This is a genomic window from Streptomyces sp. NPDC020898 (assembly GCF_044333925.1).
GTDB lineage: Bacteria > Actinomycetota > Actinomycetes > Streptomycetales > Streptomycetaceae > Streptomyces.
Map to the genome: position 1 here is coordinate 2,295 of NZ_JBIRRV010000042.1, position 17,289 is coordinate 19,583.

Genomic DNA, 17,289 nt, shown 5'->3' on the forward strand with positions numbered 1-17,289 from the left:
GGGGCGGGTTGGGGGTGGGGGTTTTTGTTTGTGTTGGGGGGGGGGGGTGGGGGGGGGGGGGGGGGGGGGGGGGGGGGGGCCCCCTGCTTTTCCTCGCCCCCGCCGCCCTTACCCGTCCCATCCCTCGGGGGCTCCGCCCCCGAACCCCCGTATCGCGCTGAACGCGCTCGTCCTCAAACGCCGGACGGGCTGGATGGTGCCGGCCGGAGCTTGATCTTTCAGCGCCGGCCCGCATCTTCAGCCCGTCCGGCGTTTGAGGACAAGGCCCGTTCAGGGCCGTAGGGGGTCTGGGGGCGCAGCCCCCAGGGGATGGGAATGGGTAGGGGCGGCGGGGCGAAGAACTGCCGGTCAGGAAAGGCCCGACGCCCAGTCGTAGCCCTTGAGGAACGGGTCCGGCTTGATCGGCTTGCCCGAGTTCCAGACCTCGGTGATCAAGCCGTCGGCGCCGACCTTGCCTATCCGCGCCGTCTTGTAGACGTGCTGACTCGCACCGTCGACCGTGACCTTGCCCTCGGGGGCGTCGAAGGTGATGCCGTCCGAGGCCGCCTTGACCTTGGGGACGTCGAAGGAACCGGCCTTCTCGACCATCGCCTTCCACAGGTAGACCGAGATGTACGCGGCCTCCATGGGGTCGCTGGTCGGCTTCCCCTTGCCGTACGCGGCCTGGTAGGCGGCGACGAACTTGGTGTTCGCGGCGCCGGGCGTCGTCTGGTAGTAGTTCCAGGCCGTCAACTGGCCCTCCAGGTACTGCGTTCCGATGCTCTTGACCTCCTCCTCGGCAATGGAGACGGACAGCACCGGCATGCTCTTCGCGGTCATCCCGGAGGACTTGTACTCCTTGAAGAAAGCCACGTTGCTGTCACCGTTGAGGGTGTTGAACACGGCGTCCGCACCGGAGTCCTTGACCTTGTTGACGATCGTGCTGAACTCCGTGGAGCCGAGCGGCGCGTAGTCCTCGCCGACCACCGTCATGCCCTTGGCCTTCGCGTACGCCTGGATCTCCTTGTTGGCGGTACGCGGGAAGACGTAGTCGCTGCCGACCAGGTACAGCTTGGTCAGGCCCTGCTTCTTCAGGTAGTCGAGCGCCGGGATGATCTGCTGGTTGGTGGTCGCACCCGTGTAGAAGATGTACGGCGACTCCTCAAGTCCCTCGTACTGCACGGGGTAGAAGAGCAGCGACTTGTACCGCTCGAAGACCGGCTTGACCGCCTTGCGGCTGGACGAGGTCCAGCAGCCGAAGGTGGCCACGACCTTGTCGTCCTTGATCAGGGCCTCCGCCTTCTCCGCGAAGGTCGGCCAGTCCGAGGCGCCGTCCTGGCTGACGGGGTCGAGCTTCTTGCCCAGCACACCGCCGGCCGCGTTGATCTCCTTGACGGCGAGCAACAGCGCGTTGTGCACGGTGACTTCGCTGATCGCCATCGTGCCGGACAGCGAGTTGAGCAGGCCCACCTTGACCGTGCTGCCGGAGGTGTCGGCCTGGACACCGGCGTCCGAGGACGTGTCGGAACCGGTCTTGGCGCCACAGGCGCTGAGCGCGGCGGACGCGCCGACCGCGGAGACGCCGGCCAGCAGACCACGCCTGCTGATGCTGAACCCAGACATGCAGAACCGCCCTTGGGGAGAAGGGGACGAGAAGGGGAGAAGTGCGTGCACAGCCTGCGAGTTGACTGTTTCAACTGCGTTTCCGCGCAATTGAAGAACAGTTTCCGGTGGAACTAAGAATCCGAGCCGAAAGAACAGGAGATCAACAAAATAATGCTTCCTGGATGAAGGATCTGTTTTCCTGATTCCTCTTGTGGTTTCCTGGCCGGACAGTGCGACGCGGAGGAGTGCAATGGCGACCCGGCCCCAGGAACTGCTCCATCTGCTGACCCGGGCCGAGCGCCTCTCCGTACGCCGGGTGCAGGCCGTACTCGACCGGTTCGACTGCTCGGTCGAGGCCTGGCGGGTGCTCGACCTGCTCTCCGACGGGCGGGGTCACCACATGACGGCGCTGGCCGACCACGCCTTCCTGCCGGCGCCGAGCCTCACCAAGCTGATCGACGGACTCGTCGACGAGAACCTGGTGTTCCGCCGCGTCGACCCCGCCGACCGGCGCCGCGTCCTGGCCCACCTGACCCCGCGCGGCGCCCACCGCTGGCAGCTGCTGGCGCGTGAAGTACGCGCGGACTGGGCGGAGTTGGAGGATGCGGAGCGGGAAGACGACGGGGCGCGACTCGCGGTGCTGCTGGAGCGACTGGCCGCGACCATGGAGGAGGACCAGGACGGAGAAGGGTCTACAACTGGTCGTGGGGCGCGTGCAGTTGGGCGAGGACGGTGAAGTCCAGGCCGTCCGCCTCCGCCAGGTAGATGCGCTGGCGTACATGCCGGTCGCGCAGTTGGAGCAGGCCGCGTGGCCCCTCGTACGACACCGCTTCCGCGGCTGCTCCGATCGCGGAGACGTCGAGGGTACGGGCGGCGCCGATGAGGGCAGCGAGCAGCAGCACACCCTCGTAACAGGACTCGCCGAGGCTGCCCGGGGCCGGGGCGTCGATGCCGAAGCGGGCGGCGTACTGGCCGTGGAAGTCGAGGGTGTCCTGATTGGCGAGGGAGGCGAAGAAGGCGGCCGTGCTGAACAGGTCGCGGGTCGCCTCGGGGCCGCTCGCCATCAGCATGTTCTCGTCCATGAGGGTGCTCAGGCGCAGACAGCGCCGGTCGATTCCGGACGCGCCGAAGGCCCGGTTGAACCGGACCGCGTCACTGCCCACCAGCAGCATCAGCACCCCGTCCGCGTCCGCGTGCTCGATGCGGCGCAGTACGTCGGTGAAGTCCTCCGTCCCCAGCGGCAGATACGCCTCCCCGCACACCCGGCCCCGGCTCTCGCGCGCGTACCGGCGGGCGGCGCGGGCCGTCCGCCGGGGCCACACATAGTTGTTGCCGACGACGAACCAGCGCCGTACGCCCCGCGCCTCGCTGATCAGCCGCATCGCCGGCCGCAGCTGCCCGGCGGGCGTCTCGCCGGCCAGGAAGACTCCCTCGGTGCGCTCGCCGCCCTCGTACAGCGCCGTGTAGACGTACGGCACCCGGTGTGCGACCCGGGGCGCCAGGGCCTGCCGTACGGAGGAGATGTGCCAGCCGGTGACGCCCTGCACCACACCGGTCGCGACCAGCGCCTCGACCTCTTCGGCGACCCGCTGCGGATCGGCGCCGCCGTCGACCTCCAGGAGCCGCAGCTCCTTGCCCAGGACCCCGCCCGCCCGGTTGACCTCCTCGGCGGCCAGCCGCGCGCACGCCTCACAGGCCGGGCCGAAGATCCCGGCGGGCCCCTGCATCGGGTACACCAGCGCGATGTTCAGGGTCGAGTCGTCGGCCGTGAACCACTCGGGGGCGTGGAGGCGGGGGCGGGGGTCGGGCCGCTGCATGGGGTCATGATTGCCTGCCCACCGGCGCCGCCCAAGGGGCGGGCGGAATCGAGACCGTTTCGTAGATTCGTAGAATCGCCGGGGCCGGCAGCACGAACGTCGTCGGACGGACGAACGTCGACGGATGGACGAGTGGGAGCACAGTGTTCGAGAAGGCGTTCGCGTACGAGAAGGACGGCGCCGCGATCTACCGCCAGTCCTTCGCCACCATCCGCGCCGAGGCGGACCTCGCCGGGCTGCCCGCCGACGTCAGCCAGGTCGCCGTCCGGATGATCCACGCCTGCGGGATGGTCGACCTCGTGCGCGACCTCGGCTACACCCCGGACGTCGTCACCCGGGCCCGCGAGGCCCTGCGGGCGGGCGCTCCCGTCCTCTGCGACGTCTCGATGGTGGCCAGCGGCATCACCCGCAGGCGGCTGCCGGCGGACAACGACGTGATCTGCACGCTCTCCGACCCGGCGGTGCCCGACCTCGCGGCGAAGCTCGGCACCACCCGCAGCGCCGCCGCGCTGGAACTGTGGCGCGACCGTCTTGAGGGTGCCGTGGTGGCCGTGGGCAACGCCCCCACCGCGCTCTTCCGGCTGCTGGAGATGATCGAGGAGGGCGCTCCCCGCCCGGCCGCCGTGATCGGCGTCCCGGTGGGCTTCGTGGGCGCGGTCGAGTCGAAGGACGCGCTGGCCGGGCACCCCTCCCGGCTCGAACACCTGGTCGTACGGGGTCGCCGGGGCGGCAGTGCCATCGCGGCGGCGGCCGTGAACGCCATCGCCAGCGAGGTGGAGTGAGCGGCGAGGAGGCGACCGGTGGTGAGGCGAAGGGCGGGCGCGGCGCCCAGCTCAAGCACACCGGCCTGCGCCCCGGCTGGACCACCGGCGCCTGTGCGACCGCCGCCACGACAGCGGCGTACACCGCCCTGCTGACCGGCGACTTCCCCGACCCGGTGACGATCACCCTGCCCAGGGGGCAACAGCCCTCGTTCGCCCTCGCGACCGAGGAACTGACCGGCACGTACGCCATGGCGGGCATCGTGAAGGACGCGGGCGACGATCCCGACGTCACGCACGGCGCGCTGGTCAGGGCGACGGTCCGGCGGCTGCCGGCGGGGTCGGGGGTCGTGTTCCGGGCGGGCCCCGGCGTGGGCACGGTCACCCGGCCCGGGCTGCCGCTGCCGGTCGGTGAACCGGCGGTCAATCCGGTCCCGCGCCGGATGATGCGCGACCACGTCGCCCGGGTGGCCGACCTGCACGGAGACAGGGGCGACGTCGAGATCACCGTCTCCGTCGACCACGGCGAGGAGATCGCCCGCTCCACCTGGAATCCGCGGCTGGGCATCCTGGGCGGGCTGTCCATCCTGGGTACTACGGGGATCGTGGTCCCGTACTCCTGCTCGGCGTGGATCGACTCCATCCGGCGCGGGGTGGACGTGGCCCGGGCGGCCGGGCGGACGCATGTCGCCGGGTGCACCGGCTCGACGTCGGAGAAGACGGTCGTGGCCGCGTACGGGCTCCCCGAGGACTCCCTGCTCGACATGGGCGACTTCGCGGGCGCCGTGCTGAAGTACATCCGCCGCCACCCCGTCGACCGCCTGACCATCTGCGGCGGCTTCGCCAAACTGTCCAAGCTCGCCGCCGGTCATCTGGACCTGCACTCCGCCCGCTCCCAGGTCGACAAGGGCCTCCTCGCGGAACTCGCCCGGCGCGGCGGCGCGGGCGAGACGCTGGCCGCCGAGGTCGCGGACGCCAACACGGGCCTCGCCGCACTCCAGTTGTGCACGGCGGCCGGTGTGCCGCTCGGCGACCTGGTGGCGGTGGCCGCACGCGACGAGGCCCTGGCGGTACTGCGCGGGGCGCCCGTCGCGGTCGACGTGATCTGCATCGACCGGGCGGGAGACATCGTGGGGCGTAGCGGGGTGGCGTGATGCCGGGTGCGGCCCCCGTGTGGAACCACCCGTCCCGGTGAGGCAGTCTTTCCCCTCGTGGCCATCGTGGGGAACCTTCCGAGTCAGAGCGCGCCGAGTACGGGTGACCGGGCCGGGCACATGATCGTGTGCGGGGACGACGCCCTCGCGCACCGCCTCGCCGCCGAACTCCGCAACGTCTACGGCGAGCAGGTCACCCTCGTCGTACCGCCCTCGGAACGGACGGTACGGCCCCCGGTGGTCGTCCGGGCCGGGACCGCGTCGGCGCTGCTCGACCGGGTGTCGGCGGTCGTCAACCGGGCGGCGGGCAACCCGGGTGGGACCGGTGAACCCGCCGCACACGAAGGCGTGTTGGAGGCCGACGAGCTGACGGAGGCCGTGTTCACCGAGGCCGGTGCGGAGCGCGCCGCGGCCCTCGCGCTCGTCTACGACGACGACGAGACCAACATCCGCGCCGCGCTCACCGCCCGGCGCATCAACCCACGGCTGCGGCTCGTACTGCGGCTCTACAACCGGCGGTTGGGCCAGCACATCGAGGAACTCCTCGACCAGGCCTCGGCGTTGGCGGCGGCGAGTGCCGCTGCGGATGCCGGTGACGAGCAGTGGTCCGGTCACCGGGTCGACGCGTCCACCACCGTCCTCTCCGACGCCGACACGGCCGCCCCGGCGCTCGCCGCCACCGCGATCACCGGCACCAGCAAGGTCGTCCAGACCGCCGGGCTGCTGCTGCGCGCGGTGGAACGGCAGCCCCCGGCGCCCGGCGAGGTCGCCGACCCCGGCCTGTACACGCTCGCCCTGCTCTCCACCACGAGCAGCGACCCGGCCGGCGCCGACGGCTCCGAGAGCAGCGGCGACCAGGGCCCCCGGCTGCTGCCCGACGAGGCGGCGGTGGCGGCGGCGACCGGACGCGGCACGGTCGTCCTCCAGACGGTGTCGTACGCGTACTCCGGGACGTCGATGTCGACCGGGCGGGCCGTGGTCCCGCACTTCGCCTCCCTCTTCTCGCGGCGGCTGCGGTGGTCGCTGGCGGTCATGGTCGGCTGCGTGATCGCCCTCGCGATCGCGCTGACCATCGCGACGGGCGACCACCCGATCCACGCGACCTACCTGACCCTCCTCGACCTCTTCGCCATCAACGACCCGGCGATCGGCGCCTCCACGACCCGCCAGATCCTCCAACTCCTCTCCGGGCTGGTCGGGTTGCTGCTGCTGCCGGTGCTGCTGGCCGCGGCCCTTGAGGCGCTGGGCACGTTCCGCAACGGGTCCGCCGTACGCCGTCCGCCGCGCGGACTGAGCGGGCATGTGGTGCTGCTCGGGCTCGGCAAGATCGGTACGCGTGTCCTGACCCGCCTTCGCGAACTCGACATCCCGGTGGTGTGCGTCGAGGCGGATCCGGACGCCCGCGGGGTCGCGACGGCACGGCGGCTGCGGGTGCCGGTGGTGCTGGGCGATGTGACCCAGGAGGGCGTCCTGGAGGCCGCGAAGATCAACCGCGCGCAGGCCCTCCTCGCCCTCACGAGCGCCGACACGACCAACCTGGAGGCGGTGCTGTACGGGCGTTCCGTACGCCCCGACCTGCGCGTCGTCCTGCGCCTGTACGACGACGACTTCGCCACCGCCGTGTACCGCACCCTCCGGGCCGCGCACCCCGGGGCCACGACCCGCAGCCGGAGCGTGTCGCACCTCGCGGCGCCCGCGTTCGCCGGCGCGATGATGGGCCGCCAGACGCAGATCCTGGGCACGATCCCGGTCGAGCGGCGCGTGCTGCTGTTCGCGGCGATGCGGGTGGGCGGGCATGCGCAGCTGGAGGGGCGGACGGTGGGCGAGGCGTTCCGGGCGGGGGCCTGGCGGGTGCTGGCGCTGGACACGGGCGTGGGGCCCGGCGGTTCGCCCTCGGAGGGCGGCTCTGAGAACGTACGGCCGGGGTTGTCGGGGCTGGTGTGGGATCTGCCGCCGACGTATGTGCTGCGGGCAGAGGACCGGGTGGTACTGGCGGCTACTCGGCGCGGGCTGGCGGAGCTGTTGGGACGGCGGCCTCGGGGGCGGGCGGGGGCGTAGGCGGATCGGAGCACGTCCCTACGCGGGCTTCGGGCAGCCGGGGTCATCGGCTGGGTCATCGGCTGGGTCATCGGCTGCCGTCGGCGGTGGGCTCGGCGACTCGTCCCACTGGTTCACCCAGCCGCGCAGTGTGCACGCGTAGCGCCGCTGACGGAGGACGACCCTGGAGTCGTACAAGGAGCCCTTCGGCGGCGAGCCCTGCGTAATGCGGCTCGGGCCATGGGCATGGCGATGCCGCCCGACCACCGGAGAAGGGTGGCCGGGCGGCGTCACGCTTGTGCGGGGGTGGTCAGAGGAGAGTGCCCGCGCCCGTCGTGCCCGTCAGGTCGGTCAGGAGGTTGGTGACCGAGGTCTGGATGCCGCCGGTGAGGGTCGGGGTCCAGTTGACGGTGGTCTTCAGCTTCTTCGACGGGTTCGCGGCGTTGTACGCGGCGACGAGGTCGGTGGCCTTGCCGTTGACGATGTTGCCGGTGCCGGCGACCGAGCCCGTGCCGTCGCCGCTCAGCAGCTTGGCGACCTTCGCGTCGGCGGGGATCTTCCAGACGTTGCGCTCTGCGACGACCTGGGCCTTGGCGCGGGAGTCGAGGCTGTACTTGGGGGCGTAGCCGTTGACCGTGGTGGTGTCGTAGACGTTGTTGTAGAGGTGGATCTGGCCGATGCGGGCCAGGGGTGCCCTCTGCACGATCCCCTTCCACAGGTTGTGGTGGATGGTGACGCGCAGCTTGCCGGTGGAGTCGGTGTCGCTGCTGCCGATCAACATCGTCTTGTCGTGGTTGAGGAACTGGTTGCGCTCGACGGTCACCAGGTCGGAGCCGTTGGTGATGTCGAGGGCGCCGTCGTGGACCTGGTACTTGCGGCCGAAGTGCGTCGCCTCGGTCTTGTCGAAGGTCGGCGCGTCGGTGAACGTGTTGTGGTCGGCCCAGACGTTGGTCGCGCCGCGCAGCGTGACGGAGTCGTAGTTGGAGTTCCACTCGCCCGAGGAGCCGTCGGTCGGGTCCCACTGCGGGAAGCAGTCCTGGGTGTCCGCGAAGGTGAGGTTGCGGATGATGACGTTCTTGACGTTCTGGACCAGGACGCTGCCGCCGAGGATGCCGGCCTTGGTGCCGGGGACGCCCACGATGGTGGTGTTGGACGGCACCCTGAGGACGATGTTCTTCTTCTGCTTGTCCTGGGCGGCCTTGCGGGCGGTCTCCTGGGTGCCTGACGGGACCTTCTTGCCAAAGGTCGCCGGGTCGAACGCCTTGAGGTAGGCGGAGAGCGCGTAGCCGGTGCCGGAGGCGTAGTCCGCGCAGGTCAGCTTCTTGCCGGCGTCATTGGTGTTGGCGTCGATCGTGCCCTTGATCTTGATGATCCGGGGCGTGGTGTCGGTCGCGGAGCCCAGCGCCTTCACGAGCTGTGCCCGGGTGGACACCGTGAAGGTGTGCGCCGCGTCGGCCTTCGTCCCGCCGGTCGTACCGGCACCGGACGCCGCCCAGCCGTCCTTGGCGGGCAGCACCTGGTGGTACAGGTCCACGACGGGATTGGCGTTGGCGTTCATCACGAGGACGCCGGCGCCGACCCCCGCGGCCACGGCGGCGGCGGTGACGACGAGGGTGCGACGCTTGAGGACAGAGCGGCGGTGAGCGGGGCGCGCGGAAGCAGAGACCACGGATGAGTCCTTACGTAACGTACGTATTCAGGTGAACACGTGATGCGTGTGGAGCCCCCGTGAAGGGGGTTCCGACTCATGTGTGGTCGCCGTGGCGGGAAAGGTTGCCTCCAACTTCCCTTTCTGTCAGGGAAGTTCAGCTCGGTCCCGGACGAAGTTCCCCCTGATCAGCCCATGTTGTCCTGATGTGGTCGATGACCTGCTCGAACTCCTTCCGGGTCGAGAAGTCCACTCGCAGTCCTCCAGAGCCGCATCGTGCGGGCGTCGACCGGCACACCCTGAGGTGCGAGCCCTGGATGACCGGACAGGATCAGCCCCGCCCGGCGCAGCCCCGTTCGTAGGGCCGGTACGTGGGCATGGGTGAGGTTTCCGCCATTGCGCTGAAGGTGGTAGGGCTGGCCCAGCAACCACACCACGTCCACGTCGCAGCGGTCGGCGATGGCGGTGATCAGCGAGTATCGGTCGAGAGGCATCCTGCCGTTCTCGACGTTCGCCATCCATGACTCGGTGCGGTCGAGGAAATCGGCCAGTTCCTGTCACTACCTTCCGTCATACAGTGACTCCGTTCTGCGTCGACAACAGAGCGGTACCCCGGAGCCGTGTTCTGGGGTTGCGCTCAGTGGCCCCCGCCTCGGCGGGGGCCGTTGTCGTACGGCAGCCGGACAGAGCGACGGCCTTGATCGTCAAGGACAGTGAACCGCGAGCGGTGTGATCCATAGTTCCTGCGCCAGCTATCACGAGAGATCACCCATAACTGACACCCGCATACTGACAGCCCGAGACCTCGGCGTCGCCTGGGTCAAGTCCTCCTACAGCGACGCCGTCAACGCCTGCGTCGAGGTCGGCGGCCTCCCCGGCACCGTCGCCGTGCGCGACTCCAGGAATCCCGACGGTCCGGCCCTGTTGATGCCGTCCGCCGCGTTCGCGTCCTTCATCACCGGGGTGCGCGAGGGCCGCTTCGAGTCCTGACGTACACGCACCGAGCCGAGGCCCGCGCCAACTGGAGCGGGCCTCGGCACGAGCACGTTCGGCGCCCCGGCCCACGTCGGGGGAGTGCGTCCGCCGCAGTGCGAAGTGCGTCCTGCCTGACGATGACCCGAGAGCGGCTGGTTCAACGGGAGTTCCCAGGGAGCAGGTCCCGTGTCGCGCAGCAGGCGTGCAGGGCCTGACCGTGGCCTCGGGGGTGTTGAAAACCACATCTGGTGTGACCCGCCTTCGGCGCCGGACCGTCGGTTCAGACGACGGTGGCCGTGATGTCGTCCTCTGCCTTGCGCATGGCGGCGCGCAGCAGGGATGCGCCCGCGGGTGTGAGGGTGTGCAGCACGGTCGGGCCATTCCGAACGGTGGTGATGAGTCCCGCGTCGCGCAACGCGGTGGCGTGTCTGCTGGCGGCGGAGGCCGAAACTCCGCCGGCGCGGGCGATCTCGCCGGTCGTGGCGCCGGCGGACGCGGCGCGCAGGGCGACCGCTCGGGCACGCCCGAGCACGTTGGTCAGGGACTGCTCGGGGGCACTGTCAGTCACGGAGCGGACCTCGGGCTCGTGGAGCAGCGAGTACCAGAGCATGGGCGGCAGTCCCGGGTCGGCGAAGGCAACCGGCTCGCCCCAGTTGAAGTACGAAGGGACGAGCGTGAGCCCACGGCCGTTCAGGTGCAGGTCCCGGTCATCCGCCTGCCTGGGGTAAGCGACCTCCAGGACGGGAGGGCGCCAGCGCAGCATGGGCCCCAGTCCCGCGAGCATGCCCTCCACTCCGCCGTCGAGGAGCCCGCGGCAGCGTGCCGCCCGCTCGGCCTCGATACGCGCTTGCACCTGCTCCTTGTGGGGGGCGACGACGACCTCGTAGTACGCGCGCAGGACCCCCACGAACTCCTTGCGCACTTCTGGTCCGGCCAGTTGCCCGGCCCACGCAGGTGCTCCGACGGTCCGGTCGAGGATGGCCATCTCCTCCATGACCCGTTGCGGAGGCGTAGCCAGAATTGACTCCAGTCCCACGTCCAGTCCGTCCACCGCACCGACCGGAGTGAGAAAATCCGGATAGTACGCGGCCCTTGGATACAAGGGCAGCAGAACACTCCGCAGGACGCGCTCCAGCCCCTTCTCCCGCAGTTGTTGCCGTGTCGTGCGGTACCACCCGGCGAAGGCCCACCTTCCCCTCCGGGACTGGAGCCGGTGCAGACTCGCGGAGATCTCGGAGAGCGGATCAGGAGCGGAGGCGAGCCGGGTCCTAGCCAGATCCACATCGGTGAAGTGAATGCGGAGCATGTCGTTCCCCCAGTTGAGTTCGGCTCTCGCTCTACAGCGCACCAGCGTTCGTTCGGCGCGGGATCGGCCAGACGATCGTAGGTAGCTGCGATCAAGAGACGATAAACGGGGGCTCAACGAGATGCAGGATTCAAGTACAGGCCGGTGGTGCGCCGGGAGCATGCGGCTCTGCTCCCGGCGTCGGTATCAGGCCGTCAGCCCGTCCGGTCCTGGGTCCGGTGGACGGCCACCATGGTGGAGCGAGGGCGTCCGTGCGGTTCGTGGTCGGGCCAGTTGCTGACCACGCCGGAGGCCGTAAGCCACTGACCCGAGTCAAAGCGTGGCCGAGCCGCCAGTCACGCATGCCGCGTCAGCAACTCCTGAGCGCTCACACATCAGGGACGGTTACTGGTTGAAGGCGTGCAGACAGCGCCAGGTGTCGGGACCGATGATGCCGTCAACATCTGCGCCGCACCGGCCTTGCGCGTCCTTCGTGGCTATCTCGGTGATGCGGCCGAAGATCCCATCGATCTCCACGTTGATGTAGCCCGCCCCCTTGTTGAGCATGCACTGCGCGTGCCTGACCGCGGTGCCGGTGGAACCACGTCTGATCTCCGGGTGGCTCTGGGCCTCGGGGCAATCGGCCGCGACGGCGGCGGTGCCGTACCGTGCGGGCTCGGCTCCGGCGGCCGGATCTGAGGCTCCCAGCACGAGGAGCAGGACGGTGGCGGCTGACAGCGCGGCCGGCTTGATGTTCATGACGATTCCTTTCGACGCGGGTTTCGGACCAGGTGGACGGCGACGGTGGCGGAACGGGGGCGGTTTCCCGGCTGGCCGGACGGCCAGGTGCTCACCGCACCGGGGTTGGCGGCGTCCGGGGCGCCCCACCGGGCGGTGCGCTCGCCGGGGTGCTGGATGTTCACGAAGAGCGTTTGTCCGTCAGGAGTGGCGGTGACTCCAGTGACCTCGGCGCCGCGTGGGGCGGTGAGGAAGCGGCGGACCTTCTTGGTCGTGGGATCGGCGGCGAGCAGGGCGTTGTTCCCGGCCGCCTGATAGGCCGCCGCGGTGCCGTTCAGGGCGTGGCCGGAGACACCGGTGGAGATCCAGAGCGTTCCGTCCGCGCCGAACCAGAGGCCCTTGGGGGCGGCGAACGCACCGTCGGCAGACAGATCCGGGTCACCGGCGACGAGGAACTCCTCCCAGCGGAAGGAGGGCGCCTCCTCCTCCCCGCCCTCTTCCTCGCGCCAGCGGATGACGCGCCCGTAGGGGTCGGCACCACTCGCGCAGGTGCCTGCGGCAGCCGCACCCTGTGCCGCCCCGCCCGCGCACGAGGAGCCGCCGGCGCTGTTGGCGAGGGCGAGGTACACGCCGCCGTCGAGCGGGTTCACCGCGACCCGCTCGGGCCGGGCGAGAGGAGTGGCGCCGAGGGCGTCCGCGGCCAGTCTGGCGCGCACCAGGACGTCGGCCTGGTCGTGCCAGCCATTGTCGCGGGTCAGCGGTCCGTGGCCGTGCCTGAGCGGCAGCCATCGACCGACGCCGTCGGGAGAGATCCTCGCTACGTAGAGGGTGCCGTGGTCCAGCGGGCTCCTGCCCTGGTCGCGCAGTCGGCGCCAACTGTCCGTACTGACGTACTTGTAGAGGTACTCGCCGTCCTCAGCGTCCGTGCTGTAGACCACGAGGCGTCCGGCGGCTTCGGTCACCGTGGCGCTGCCGTGCATGAAGCGTCCCAGTGCGGTCCGCTTGACCGGGACGGAGGACGGATCGCGGGGGTCCAACTCCACGATCCAGCCGAATTCGTCCGGTCTCGCTTCGCGGGCTGCCAGGTCGAATCGCCGGTCGGTGCGGTGCCAGGGGTGGCCGAAGCCGTCGGCGGACAGGCCGTACCGGACGTGCTTCTCTCCACGCCGCCAGTCGGGATCGTCGGTGCCGAAGACGGCGTTGAAGTTCTCCTCCGCGGCCAGGTAGGTGCCCCACGGGGTGACGCCGTGCCCGCCGCAGGCCAGCACGCCTCGCGACCTGCCGTCGACCGCCACGGGACCGGAGAACCGGACCGGCGAGTCGCCCGTGATCCTTCGGTTGTATGTCGAGTCCACGGCCTTCCAGGCGTTGCCGGACTCGCGCACCTCCAGCACGGTGAGGCCCTGTGCGGCGATCGCCTTGTCGGCCCCGCCGCCCAGCAGTTGGGGGTCGGTCGCCTCGTGGCCGATGACCAGCAGCCCGTGGCGGTTTCCCGCGGCACCGTCGTCCAAGGGGAAGAACTGGACGCCGTGATGATGGCTGCCGACCTGCTGCGCCTGCTCGGCCGACGTACCGCTGTCGTCCGCCCGCCATCGCGGCCCGGCCGCGCGCACGGCCTCTCCCCAGGGAGCGAGGACGTCGGCGGTGCACCCCGCGGGGACCGTGACGGCATCCGCCTCGCTCGCCGCCACCGCGGTGAAGGACGACAGCCCCGGGCGTGCCGTGCCGGACCGCCCGGCCGACGCGCCCACGGCCGACGGCAGGGCGGCGGCTCCCGAAGTCCCCAGGCCGAGGAGACTGGCGGCGGCCAGGGCTCCGCCCGTGACAACGCCCCGTCGGGACAGGCCGGTCGACCGGATGTCCGTGGTGTTCATCGCATCGTCCCGCATTAGAACTTCCCCTGGTTGAGTGCGGTCTGCAGGGCCTTGGTGGTGCCCGAGCCCCAGTCGCCGTCCACGGTCAGACCGGCACCGGTCATCTTGTTGAGGTGCCCCTGCAGGGCCTTCACCGAGGCCGGGCCGAAATCGCCGTCCACGGTCAGGCCCGCACCGGCCCAGGTGTTGAGGTGCTCCTGCAGGGCCCGCTTGGACGCCGGTCCCCAGAGGCCGTCGGCGGTGACGCCGATCGCGTACTGCAGCGCGGTGATGGTGGCCGGGCCGAAGCCACCGTCCACGGCCAGCCCCGCACTGCCCGAATAGCGGTTGTAGGCGGCCTCGGTGGCGGGTCCCCAGAGGCCGTCGGCGTCGGTGCCGACCTTGGCCTGGAGCCACTTGACTCCGGCTTCGGTCTTGGGTCCGAAGCTGCCGTCGAGGTCCAGCTTCGGTGTGTAACCCAGGCTGTTGACGGCGTGCTGCTGGGCCGAGACCGACCGGATGGTGGACAACCCGCCGTCCGCGTTGCCCGTCCCTCCGGTGTACGCCACGTAGGCGGCCTCGGTGGCGGGGCCCCAGAGGCCGTCCGCGCTGACTCCTACCTTGCTCTGGAGCCACTTCACTCCGGTACTGGTGAGCGGCCCGAACACACCGTCCACGGCCAGCTGCGGCGAGTACCCCAGGCCGTTGACGGCGCGCTGCTGCGCGGCGGCGGTACGGATCGTGGTCAGGCCGCCGTCGGATCCGTTGCCACCGTTGTACGCCACGTAGGCCGCCTCGGTCAGCGGCCCCCAGAGGCCGTCCGCGCTGACGCCGACCTTGGCCTGGAGCCACTTCACTCCGGCATTGGTAAGCGGTCCCCAGAGGCCGTCGACGTCCAACTGCGGCGTGTAGCCGAGGCCGTTGACGGCACGCTGCTGCGAGGCGATGGAACGGACGCTGGTCAGGCCACCGGCCGAGCCGTCGCTCGGGGGTTCACCGTTGTATACGGGCTGACCGCCGACGATGGGGTACGTGGTTCCCGGCATGCCGTTCTGCACCCAGGTCCGCAGGTCGTTGCCGGGGCAGGCCGTGGAGCCGATCGCGCTGTGGTACGTCCTGGTGAGTGTCTTTCCCGCGTATCCGTTCGCGGCGTAGTACAGGCTGCGAATGGAGTTCTTGGCGGTCTGGGTCGCGTCGCCGTCCCGTCCGATGAAGCACACACCGAAATGGCTGGTGTTGTAGCCCGTCGCATGCGCGCCGACGGTCATCCAGCCCCGCCCCTCGAATATTCGGCCGTTCCGGTCCACAAGGAAGTTGTAACCGATGTCCCACCACCCGTTGCCGTCCATGTGGTAGTTCTGGATGGCCCGGGGCGTCTGTGACGTCGGACCGGCCGAGTAGTGCACGGCGAATCCGGTGCGCTGCGACGGCGAAGCGAAGTCCTCGTCGCGAGGCGGACGGGCCCCCCACTGGCTGCGTGAAATGATCTGCAGTCCGGTTTCTTTCCCGGCCGTGCCGGTGCCGGGATCTATCTTGGAGCCTGCCTGCGCGTACTCGGTGAGGTTTCCGGGACACTCCGTGTTGTATCCCAGCGAATGGGGCACTATGAGAGGTCCCGCTTTCAGGCTGAGCAGTGTCTCGGCCCGCAGATGCCAGATCAGGGCCTTCATTGAATTCAGCATGGCCAGGGTCGGATCGTCTTCCGAGCAAAGAAGACCGCATATCGAGTAGAACCCGGTGTTTCTGCCGACACCGTTCACATAGCCGGGAGCATTGGCCTCGGCTCGCCGATATCCTCGGCCCTCGTATATCTCCCCGTGTGGGCAGACCAGGAAGTTGTAGTGAATGTCGTCAACATCAAAAAAACCGCTTGCCCAAGCCTTTGCTATTTCCACTTGGCAGTCGCGTTCCGAGGAGGGTTGAAACGTGCCCCCTCCTCTGTGATGAATGAAGACACCTCCCGTCCACGGCTCCCACAGGTTCTCGTTCGCCGTCGGGGTTTCGGCGCGCCTCACAACTGCGGCCTTGCTGCCCAAAGCCGCTGCGAGCAAGGCGATTCGCGGATCTTCGGTGACGTACTGCGCCCAATCCGACCGGGGGCGAAGGGAGATCGGCATGATGCGGGCTTTCCTTCCAGGGGGCGGCGGTTCTTCCTCCGCCGTGCCGGAGTGACCGTAGTCGACCAGTGGCCGACCGATACCTCAAGACTCATAGGGTCCAAGCGGTCCGGGAGACCTACGATGGCCCAACGGCCGGCGTTGGGCCACGCTGTTGCGGCTGACCGCAAAAGCTGAGCTCATCGGGGACAACGACATGCTCCGCATCCGCTTCAGCGAGGTCGATGGCCAGAACGCGGTTGGCCACCGCGCCGGATCCGCTCTGGTGGGATCTTCGCCGGCCTTGCCCGCTTCCAGACCCGGCGGTGCCGTTGGGCCTATGCGCAGTGGCACCGCACCGCACGCCACCGACTGCGGGAGAAGGGCCTCGAACGGGCCCACGGAGCCCCCTCGTTGGCCCCGAGGCCGGCCGAGTTGCCGGAGCGCAGGGAACTCGTGCGGGCGCTGCGCAATTACCACGAAGCCGTCCTCGCGCCGTATGAGGGGCAGATGCGGGCCCGCGTCGACGCGGAGCGGGTCGCGGGTTGCCGCTCGCTCCTCGACGGCGACGTCGAGGGCCTTCTGACTGGCTGTGAGCGCCGCCCCTCTCTCCGGGCAATACCGCCAACGCGTATGGCTGCGCGGTGGAGGAACCCGCAGACGGCCATGCTCAGTCCAGGCTCCGCAGCTCCGTGGAGTACACGGTGCAGTCAGCGCAGCCCTTGTGCTGTGCCCTGGTGATATGGCCACCCGAGCTCGAAATCTCCGCCTTGGTCGAGCTGTGCACCCACGACGTCCACCCGCTGTAGGTGTAAGCGCGGACCCAGGCATCGCCCTGGCACGATCCGCCGGCGTCCTTTCTGGTGAGCGCGTACGTCGTGCCGACCGCTCCGAAGTACACGGTGTCGCAGCTTCTCCTCCACTTGATGTTGTCTTCTCCCGCGGAGATGATGCTGTCAGCAGCGGCGGCCGTGGTTGTGGTGAGCAGGAAAGCCGCGGCCGCTGCACCGAGAACTGTTGCGGTACGCCTGAGCATGGGGATCGCTCCTCCTACGCGTGTGTACGTTTCGGGTCTTTCAGGACTTGTCCGCTGATTGCGTTGCCGGACAGCCCGGACAGCCTCGCACCCGGGCGCCGACACGGACAGGCACTTTCGGCACAGCTCAAAAGCCCAGGTTGCAGGCATCCCACGGCGGTGGCGGTGAGATGTTCGGCGCCCTGACAGCCGGGACCGCTCGACACCCACTGAGCCTTTTCCAACCTCCGGCGGCGGCTGGGCAGTTGGCCTGACAAACAGGTGAAGCCCCTGGTAGATGGGTTTTCGACCAAGAGAACCGTCTC

Annotated in this window: 14 protein-coding genes; 5 read left to right on the forward strand and 9 right to left on the reverse strand. The window is 69.7% G+C overall.

Going from position 1 to position 17,289, the window contains the following annotated elements:
• Positions 1-348 precede the first annotated feature (348 nt).
• Positions 349-1,602, reverse strand: a complete 1,254-nt coding sequence (urtA, locus tag ACH4TV_RS48060) for an urea ABC transporter substrate-binding protein (protein WP_398407819.1) — start codon at positions 1,600-1,602, stop codon at positions 349-351.
• Positions 1,603-1,834: 232 nt separating this feature from the next.
• Here urtA and ACH4TV_RS48065 point away from each other — a divergent pair, with 232 nt between their 5' ends.
• Positions 1,835-2,320: a MarR family winged helix-turn-helix transcriptional regulator gene (locus tag ACH4TV_RS48065; protein ID WP_398407820.1), complete on the forward strand. Its 486-nt coding sequence runs from the start codon at positions 1,835-1,837 to the stop codon at positions 2,318-2,320.
• On the opposite strand, the gene ACH4TV_RS48070 is transcribed toward ACH4TV_RS48065, so the two are convergent.
• The gene (locus tag ACH4TV_RS48070; RefSeq protein ID WP_398407821.1) at positions 2,277-3,401 is read right to left on the reverse strand and encodes a substrate-binding domain-containing protein; all 1,125 of its coding nucleotides are present in this window, start codon (positions 3,399-3,401) and stop codon (positions 2,277-2,279) included. The two genes, ACH4TV_RS48065 and ACH4TV_RS48070, sit on opposite strands and share 44 nt — an antisense overlap.
• Positions 3,402-3,544: 143 nt before the next feature.
• On the opposite strand from ACH4TV_RS48070, the gene ACH4TV_RS48075 reads away from it, so the two are divergent.
• The 3 genes from ACH4TV_RS48075 to ACH4TV_RS48085 all read left to right on the forward strand — a co-directional run bounded on the left by ACH4TV_RS48075 (position 3,545) and on the right by ACH4TV_RS48085 (position 7,374).
• Positions 3,545-4,183 carry a precorrin-8X methylmutase gene (locus ACH4TV_RS48075; protein WP_398407822.1) on the forward strand — a complete coding sequence of 213 codons (639 nt, stop codon included), beginning with the start codon at positions 3,545-3,547 and terminating at the stop codon, positions 4,181-4,183.
• Positions 4,180-5,316: a cobalt-precorrin-5B (C(1))-methyltransferase gene (locus ACH4TV_RS48080; RefSeq protein ID WP_398407823.1), complete on the forward strand. Its 1,137-nt coding sequence runs from the start codon at positions 4,180-4,182 to the stop codon at positions 5,314-5,316. The genes ACH4TV_RS48075 and ACH4TV_RS48080 overlap by 4 nt, the downstream gene beginning before the upstream one ends.
• A 120-nt stretch (positions 5,317-5,436) precedes the next feature.
• A complete protein-coding gene (locus ACH4TV_RS48085; protein WP_398407832.1) occupies positions 5,437-7,374 on the forward strand; it encodes a potassium channel family protein in 1,938 nt (645 codons plus the stop codon).
• A 289-nt stretch (positions 7,375-7,663) separates the two neighbouring features.
• Here the strand turns inward: ACH4TV_RS48085 and ACH4TV_RS48090 are convergent, their stop codons facing one another.
• Together ACH4TV_RS48090 and ACH4TV_RS48095 are read right to left on the reverse strand one after the other, a co-directional pair.
• On the reverse strand, positions 7,664-9,022 hold the full coding sequence (locus ACH4TV_RS48090; protein WP_398407824.1) for a polysaccharide lyase family 1 protein: 1,359 nt from the start codon (positions 9,020-9,022) through the stop codon (positions 7,664-7,666).
• A 167-nt stretch (positions 9,023-9,189) separates the two neighbouring features.
• On the reverse strand, positions 9,190-9,519 hold the full coding sequence (locus tag ACH4TV_RS48095) for a hypothetical protein (protein WP_398407825.1): 330 nt from the start codon (positions 9,517-9,519) through the stop codon (positions 9,190-9,192).
• Positions 9,520-9,730: 211 nt separating this feature from the next.
• On the opposite strand from ACH4TV_RS48095, the gene ACH4TV_RS48100 reads away from it, so the two are divergent.
• On the forward strand, positions 9,731-9,991 hold the full coding sequence (locus ACH4TV_RS48100; protein WP_398407826.1) for a DUF397 domain-containing protein: 261 nt from the start codon (positions 9,731-9,733) through the stop codon (positions 9,989-9,991).
• Between the two features lie 265 nt (positions 9,992-10,256).
• Here ACH4TV_RS48100 and ACH4TV_RS48105 read toward each other — a convergent pair whose 3' ends face one another.
• The 5 genes from ACH4TV_RS48105 to ACH4TV_RS48125 form a co-directional block, all read right to left on the reverse strand.
• Positions 10,257-11,282: an ArsR/SmtB family transcription factor gene (locus ACH4TV_RS48105; protein ID WP_398407827.1), complete on the reverse strand. Its 1,026-nt coding sequence runs from the start codon at positions 11,280-11,282 to the stop codon at positions 10,257-10,259.
• A 384-nt stretch (positions 11,283-11,666) separates the two neighbouring features.
• Positions 11,667-12,020 (reverse strand): peptidoglycan-binding protein, encoded by a 354-nt coding sequence (locus ACH4TV_RS48110; RefSeq protein ID WP_398407828.1) that lies wholly within the window; start codon positions 12,018-12,020, stop codon positions 11,667-11,669.
• Positions 12,017-13,873 carry a PhoX family protein gene (locus tag ACH4TV_RS48115; protein ID WP_398407829.1) on the reverse strand — a complete coding sequence of 619 codons (1,857 nt, stop codon included), beginning with the start codon at positions 13,871-13,873 and terminating at the stop codon, positions 12,017-12,019. The genes ACH4TV_RS48110 and ACH4TV_RS48115 overlap by 4 nt, the downstream gene beginning before the upstream one ends.
• Positions 13,874-13,887: 14 nt before the next feature.
• Complete coding sequence (locus tag ACH4TV_RS48120) at positions 13,888-15,969, reverse strand: peptidoglycan-binding protein (protein ID WP_398407830.1); 2,082 nt, start codon at positions 15,967-15,969, stop codon at positions 13,888-13,890.
• A 649-nt stretch (positions 15,970-16,618) separates the two neighbouring features.
• Entirely contained in the window at positions 16,619-16,984 is a 366-nt protein-coding gene (locus ACH4TV_RS48125) for a hypothetical protein (RefSeq protein WP_398407831.1), read from the reverse strand.
• Positions 16,985-17,289: the final 305 nt, after the last annotated feature.

What these genes read in the sequence shown, in the direction of transcription:
- urtA (WP_398407819.1), bottom strand. Translation starts at nt 1,602, where the DNA reads ATGTCTGGGTTCAGCATCAGCAGGCGTGGTCTGCTGGCCGGCGTCTCC.
- ACH4TV_RS48065 (WP_398407820.1), top strand. Translation starts at nt 1,835, where the DNA reads ATGGCGACCCGGCCCCAGGAACTGCTCCATCTGCTGACCCGGGCCGAG.
- ACH4TV_RS48070 (WP_398407821.1), bottom strand. Translation starts at nt 3,401, where the DNA reads ATGCAGCGGCCCGACCCCCGCCCCCGCCTCCACGCCCCCGAGTGGTTC.
- ACH4TV_RS48085 (WP_398407832.1), top strand. Translation starts at nt 5,437, where the DNA reads ATGATCGTGTGCGGGGACGACGCCCTCGCGCACCGCCTCGCCGCCGAA.
- ACH4TV_RS48095 (WP_398407825.1), bottom strand. Translation starts at nt 9,519, where the DNA reads ATGGCGAACGTCGAGAACGGCAGGATGCCTCTCGACCGATACTCGCTG.
- ACH4TV_RS48105 (WP_398407827.1), bottom strand. Translation starts at nt 11,282, where the DNA reads ATGCTCCGCATTCACTTCACCGATGTGGATCTGGCTAGGACCCGGCTC.
- ACH4TV_RS48110 (WP_398407828.1), bottom strand. Translation starts at nt 12,020, where the DNA reads ATGAACATCAAGCCGGCCGCGCTGTCAGCCGCCACCGTCCTGCTCCTC.
- ACH4TV_RS48115 (WP_398407829.1), bottom strand. Translation starts at nt 13,873, where the DNA reads ATGAACACCACGGACATCCGGTCGACCGGCCTGTCCCGACGGGGCGTT.
- ACH4TV_RS48120 (WP_398407830.1), bottom strand. Translation starts at nt 15,969, where the DNA reads ATGCCGATCTCCCTTCGCCCCCGGTCGGATTGGGCGCAGTACGTCACC.
- ACH4TV_RS48125 (WP_398407831.1), bottom strand. Translation starts at nt 16,984, where the DNA reads ATGCTCAGGCGTACCGCAACAGTTCTCGGTGCAGCGGCCGCGGCTTTC.